The 6,405-nt window shown below is 49.9% G+C and carries 4 protein-coding genes and 1 rRNA gene; 4 read left to right on the forward strand and 1 reads right to left on the reverse strand.

Going from position 1 to position 6,405, the window contains the following annotated elements; genetic code table 11:
- The first annotated feature begins 27 nt into the window (after positions 1–27).
- Positions 28–143, forward strand: a 5S ribosomal RNA gene (gene rrf, locus BZG83_RS15460).
- 687 nt (positions 144–830) lie between these two features.
- Here rrf and bamD read toward each other — a convergent pair.
- The gene (gene bamD, locus BZG83_RS15465) at positions 831–1,556 is read right to left on the reverse strand and encodes an outer membrane protein assembly factor BamD (RefSeq protein WP_069591102.1); all 726 of its coding nucleotides are present in this window, start codon (positions 1,554–1,556) and stop codon (positions 831–833) included.
- 198 nt (positions 1,557–1,754) lie between these two features.
- Here bamD and rluD point away from each other — a divergent pair, with 198 nt between their 5' ends.
- From rluD to clpB, 3 genes are all read left to right on the forward strand, one after another.
- On the forward strand, positions 1,755–2,729 hold the full coding sequence (rluD, locus tag BZG83_RS15470) for a 23S rRNA pseudouridine(1911/1915/1917) synthase RluD (RefSeq protein WP_077481872.1): 975 nt from the start codon (positions 1,755–1,757) through the stop codon (positions 2,727–2,729).
- Positions 2,729–3,451, forward strand: coding sequence for a peptidoglycan editing factor PgeF (gene pgeF, locus BZG83_RS15475; RefSeq protein ID WP_077481874.1), 723 nt, complete (start codon positions 2,729–2,731; stop codon positions 3,449–3,451). Before rluD ends, pgeF begins: the two co-directional genes overlap by 1 nt.
- A gap of 77 nt (positions 3,452–3,528) precedes the next feature.
- Complete coding sequence (gene clpB / locus BZG83_RS15480; RefSeq protein ID WP_077481876.1) at positions 3,529–6,105, forward strand: ATP-dependent chaperone ClpB; 2,577 nt, start codon at positions 3,529–3,531, stop codon at positions 6,103–6,105.
- The last annotated feature ends 300 nt before the right edge of the window (positions 6,106–6,405 follow it).

Consider the following 6,405-nt stretch of genomic DNA (forward strand, 5'->3'; position numbering starts at 1 on the left):
CAAAACAAAATTCAAAACAAAATTTTGCTTGGCGACCATAGCGCTTTGGACCCACCTGACTCCATGCCGAACTCAGTAGTGAAACGAAGCAGCGCCGATGGTAGTGTGGGGTCTCCCCATGTGAGAGTAGGACATCGCCAGGCTTTGATTATAAATTGTGACTGTTGCTTGCGATTTTTGATAGCTACGGTGCTCATGTACTGACGTACACTGCGCGTCTCGCTTCAAAACTCCCGTCACACAGACACAATTTAAGCATCAAAGCGGATATATGTAAGACTTTGATGAGAAAACACCAAGCCCTGACCTGACGGTCAGGGCTTTTTTTGTATCTTGAGAGTGCATCAGCCCTGCGCGTCTCGATTCAACATCCTCATCGCATCAAACAAGATAATCTAATTAGAGCTTAATGTTGGGCTTTAGTTAGCAAAAATTTAAGCATCAAAGCGGATGTGTGTAAGACTTTGATGAGAAAACATCAAGCCCTGACCTTATGGTCGGGGCTTTTTTGTATCTTGAGGGTGTATCAGCCCTATGCGCCTCGCTTCAAAACTCCCGTCACACAGACATAATTCAATCATCAAAGCAGATAAACGTAAGACGTGAAGTTCAAACACTAAGCTCTGAACTGACAGTCGGGGCCTAATCTTATCGCAGTCATCTTGAGTAATACTGGCACGGGTGATGTGACGCTTTGTTCGTTGTTGCAGCTACATATAGATATGCGATGTGTGACTGCCAGCCATTATTTTATCCGTGCTGATTCGTATCTAGCAGGCATAAAAAAGCCCCCAATTTTGGAGGCTTTAGCCTGAGTGTTTCGCTCTCTTTTAGCGTGGGTTTTTCTCAATGAGTTCACGCGTCCTCTGGGCCGGCTCTTCAAGCCCCAGCTTTTCGTAGGCTTTTAACATTAATGGTAGAGAAGCACGCGCGGCCTCTGTATCTGGAAAGTCTCGCTGTATAGCCTGACAACGATTCACGGCGGCAACCCAAGCTTCGCGACGAATATAGAAATCCGCAGTGGCCAATTCATAGTTAGCTAAGCGGTTTTTCAGTGCCACCATCCGTGCTTTCGCGTCTGCAGCATATTCACTATTAGGGTAGCGTTCGAGTAAGCGACGAAAATCGGCAAAGGCCTTTCTGGCGGGTTCAGGGTCGCGATCATTACGCTCCATGCGGAGAATATCGTGGATCAGGCTGCGATCTTGCGCCATGTGAACCAAACCACGCATATAGACTACCCAATCGCTTTCTGGGTGAGCTGGATGCATACGGATAAAACGATCTATGGTGGCTTCTGCGAGCGCGAGATCGTCGTTTTTGTAATAGGCGTAGATCAGATCAAGCTGGACTTGATCGGAGTATGCGCCAAACGGATAGCGTGAATCGAGCGCTTCGAGTTTTTCGATCGCAGTGATCCAAGCGCCTTTGTTTAACTGCGCCTCTGCATCTTGATACAGCTTAGATGGCGGATCATCTTGAACGACTTGGTTGTTACTTGAACAGCCCGCGAGTATTGAGGTGGCTAACAGCGCAGTAAGCGTAAGGCGTTTCATGGGTTATCGCACTTCCTTGAAAAGTTTTTATGCCATCTGGATTACGGTCGCAGCGGCAAACAGATACAATGTCATTATTCCGGCTATTTTATCCAGTGACAGGCGACTATAGCAAAAGGCGAGAGCGGGCGATACGCCACACGCCGCCATAACGACTGTCGCGAGGGATTAGTCATAGAAATCACAGAAAAGTTCGATATGGCACAACAGATAGAATTATCTCACCACATTCAAGACCACCAACTGGGCCAACGACTCGACCAAGCAATTGCAGAGCTGTTCCCTGACTACTCGCGTTCTCGGATCAAAACATGGATCCAAGCAGGGCAAGTGCGCTTAGACGGAGAGGTAATGGATAAGCCTCGCCATAAAGTGATGGGGGGAGAAGCGATACAGATCCAAGCGGAAGTGGAAGATGATAATCGCTGGATCCCGCAAGATATCCCTCTAGATATTGTCTACGAAGATGATGACTTGTTGGTAATTAACAAACCTGCAGGTTTAGTCGTGCATCCGGGCGCTGGGTGCCCAGATGGCACTATCTTAAACGGATTATTGTATCTATATCCTGAGATCGGCGATGTGCCTCGCGCAGGTATCGTGCACCGGCTCGATAAAGATACGACAGGGTTGATGGTTGTCGCTAAAACCATCCCAGCGCAAACGCGATTAGTGCGTGCCTTGCAAAAGCGTAAAATTACTCGCGAATATGAGGCGATTGCGATCGGGAATATGACCGGAGGCGGATTGGTGGATAAGCCCATTGGCCGTCACGCCACCAAGCGCACCCATATGGCGGTACACGAGCTAGGCAAGCCCGCAATCACCCACTATCGGGTAGCGGAGCATTTTCGAGGTCATACACGGCTAAGGCTGCGATTGGAAACCGGACGCACTCACCAAATTCGTGTCCATATGGCCTATTTGAACCATCCTTTGGTAGGCGATCCTTTATATGGAGGAAAGGCTAAGCCACCGCGTCAGGCGGACGATGTGTTGGTTCAAGGTTTGCGTCAGTTCAAACGACAAGCTTTGCATGCAGCGATGCTACGCTTAGATCATCCGGTGACGGGCGAGCAAATGGAATGGCATGCCCCGGTTCCTGAGGATATGGTCGCGTTGACCGAGCTACTCAGAGATGACCAAGCGAAATACGGTGAAGAGGACTATTAATGGAATGTATCCAGCCTGACTGGCCCGCGCCGCGTCATGTAAAGGCACTGACTACCACTCGCCTCGGTGGGACGAGTCAGGGCGCCTTTTCAGGCTGGAACCTTGGCCTACATGTGGGGGATGACGCTGAAGTTGTCTCGCAAAATAGGGCCATTCTGCAAGCGCTGGTTGGTGGTCCTATCACCTGGCTTAATCAAGTTCATGGTACACAGGTAGCACGGCTACCGTGTGTTGAGAGCTTGCCAGACGCTGATGCGGCGGTGACGGACGTATCTGGTCAAGTGTGTACAGTGATGACCGCTGACTGCTTACCTGTTTTGATCACCGATCGGCAGGGATCACAAGTTGCGGCTGTACATGCAGGTTGGCGAGGGCTACTCGACGGAGTTATAGAGGCAACCGTCGCCACGTTTACGGACTCGACCCAATGTATGGCTTGGCTGGGGCCGGCAATCGGTCCCATGCATTTTGAGGTCGGGCAGGAGGTTTATGACGCTTTTACGCGCGACTGCCCGGCGGCTCGCTCAGCTTTCGTTCGCCAACCGCATCAGAAGTATCTTGCCGACTTGTATCTGCTGGCGAAACAGCGCCTTGCCAAAATGGGCGTCACGGACGTGTACGGTGGCGACCATTGTACTTACCAGCAACGAGAACAGTTCTATTCTTACCGACGTGATGGGCAAACAGGCCGTATGGCCAGTTGTATTTGGCTGACAAAATAAAGTCAGTGGCGATGGTTGAAAACCTCACTGATGGTGCCCATTTATTCATCAAGCTAAGGTGTTAAGTGGGAGGAGCTATGCGCCTTGATCGTTTTACCAGTAAATTTCAAATCGCTATTTCTGATGCACAGTCACTGGCATTAGGACGTGATCATCAATATATCGAACCCGTTCACTTGATGAGCGCATTGCTCAATCAAGATAGCAGTGCGATTCGCCCTTTACTCACCATGATGAACGTAGATGTGAGCCAACTGCGTTCTAGCCTTTCTGAATTACTTGATCGCTTACCTAAAGTGACAGGGACGGGCGGCGAAGTTCAGCTTTCTAATAATCTCGGTATCCTCTTCAACCTGTGCGATAAGATCTCGCAAAAGCGTAAAGACAAGTACATCTCGTCTGAGTTATTTGTGTTAGCCGCGGTGGAAGATAAAGGACCATTAGGTGAGTTGTTGCGCAGCCATGGCTTAACCAGCCAAAAAGTGGAAGAGGCGATTGAGAAAGTCCGCGGTGGGCAACAAGTGGATGACCCTAATGCGGAAGAAAATCGACAAGCGCTTGAAAAATTCACCATCGATCTCACTGAGCGAGCGGAGCAGGGCAAACTGGATCCTGTGATTGGTCGCGATGATGAAATTCGTCGTACCGTACAAGTGTTGCAGCGGCGTACCAAAAACAATCCCGTGTTAATCGGTGAACCCGGTGTCGGTAAAACCGCCATTGTGGAAGGCTTAGCTCAGCGTATCGTCAACGGTGAGGTTCCTGAAGGGCTACGCAAAAAACGCGTTCTCTCGCTAGACATGGGCTCTTTGGTGGCCGGCGCGAAATACCGTGGTGAATTCGAAGAACGTTTAAAAGCGGTGTTGAATGAACTTGCGAAAGAAGAAGGCAATGTCATTCTCTTCATCGATGAATTACACACCATGGTCGGTGCAGGCAAAGCCGAAGGAGCAATGGATGCGGGCAACATGCTGAAGCCGGCGTTGGCTCGCGGGGAGCTCCACTGTGTTGGCGCAACCACACTGGATGAATATCGCCAGTATGTAGAAAAAGATGCTGCGCTAGAGCGCCGTTTCCAAAAAGTGTTGATCAACGAGCCTACAGTGGAAGATACGGTGGCGATTTTACGCGGACTCAAAGAGCGTTATGAGCTGCACCACGCCGTTGAAATTACCGACCCAGCGATTGTTGCGGCTGCAAGTCTATCGCACCGTTATATTGCTGATCGGCAACTGCCCGATAAAGCCATTGACTTGATTGATGAAGCTGCGTCGAGCATTCGTATGCAAATCGACTCTAAGCCCGAATCGCTCGACCGTTTAGAGCGTCGCATTGTGCAGCTTAAAATTGAGCAGCAAGCGTTAGAGAAAGAAGAAGATACCGCCAGTCGTAAGCGTCTCGACAGCCTGAAAGAGGAGCTCGACACCAAAGAGCGCGAATACGCTGAATTGGAAGAAGTCTGGAATACAGAAAAAGCGGCAGTATCGGGGACGCAACACATCAAGGCGGCGCTCGAGCAGGCGCGTACGGATATGGAAATTGCCCGTCGTGCTGGCGACTTGAGCCGCATGTCGGAACTGCAATACGGCAAAATTCCTGAGCTCGAAAAACAATTGGATCTTGCTAGCCAAGCCGAAATGCAAGAAATGACCTTGCTGAAAAACCGCGTGACGGATAGCGAGATCGCGGATGTTATCTCGCGCCAAACCGGCATTCCGGTTGCGCGCATGCTAGAAAGCGAGAAAGAAAAACTGCTCAATATGGAAGCGGCATTGCACGAGCATGTTATCGGGCAAGATGAAGCGGTAAGTGCGGTTGCGAATGCCATTCGTCGTAGTCGTGCAGGTTTGGCCGATCCAAATCGCCCGATTGGCTCCTTCCTTTTCCTTGGGCCAACAGGGGTGGGTAAAACCGAACTATGTAAGTCGCTTGCCGAGTTCATGTTCGATAGCCGTGATGCCATGGTACGGATTGATATGTCCGAGTTTATGGAGAAGCACTCAGTGGCTCGCCTTGTTGGGGCACCTCCGGGTTATGTCGGCTATGAAGAAGGCGGATATCTCACTGAAGCCGTGCGGCGGCGACCTTATTCCGTTATTTTGCTCGATGAAGTGGAAAAAGCTCACCCAGATGTATTCAACATCTTGCTGCAAGTGTTGGATGATGGGCGTCTTACCGACGGCCAAGGTCGGACAGTCGACTTCCGTAACGCGGTCGTGATCATGACATCTAACCTAGGCTCTGATCGTATTCAAGAGCACTTCGGTGAACTTGACTACGCAGGTATGAAACAGACGGTGATGGATGTCGTTGCACATCACTTCCGCCCTGAATTCATTAACCGTATCGATGAGGCGGTGGTTTTCCACCCCTTGGCGGAAGATCATATTAAGAATATTGCTAGATTGCAGATGCAAGAAGTTGCACGTCGTATGGCGGAACGAGACTTTACCCTTGAAGTGACAGAAGCGGCGTTAGCCATGGTCGCGAAAGGAGGCTTTGATCCTGTCTATGGCGCGCGACCACTCAAACGGGCAATTCAGCAATCGATAGAGAACCCACTTGCTCAGCAAATACTGAGTGGCGATCTCCTGCCTGGGCGACCTGTTGTTCTCGATGTCGAGAATGAACAAATTATTGCTAAACAAGGCTAATCGAACCAAACCGCAAAAAAGCCACCGTTTTAGGTGGCTTTTTTATGGCTATACCACCTAAATTGGCGAGAAAACTTGCGAATTGTTGGGTTTTTGTTCGGTCGGTATTTTTTCTTTAAAAACCCCTTGCGTCACAAAAATACCTCTCTATAATGCGCTCCTCGTTGGCACGGCAAACCGCGCTAACAAACGGCAGCAAAGCCAAGTAAACAAAAAGCTTGACTCACTGCCTCGGTGGCGTAAAATGCCACTCCCGCTCAAGATTGAGCGATGCTCTTTAACAATTTGACCTATGCAATC

It is taken from the genome of Salinivibrio sp. PR919, assembly GCF_001995355.1.
Lineage (GTDB): Bacteria > Pseudomonadota > Gammaproteobacteria > Enterobacterales > Vibrionaceae > Salinivibrio > Salinivibrio proteolyticus.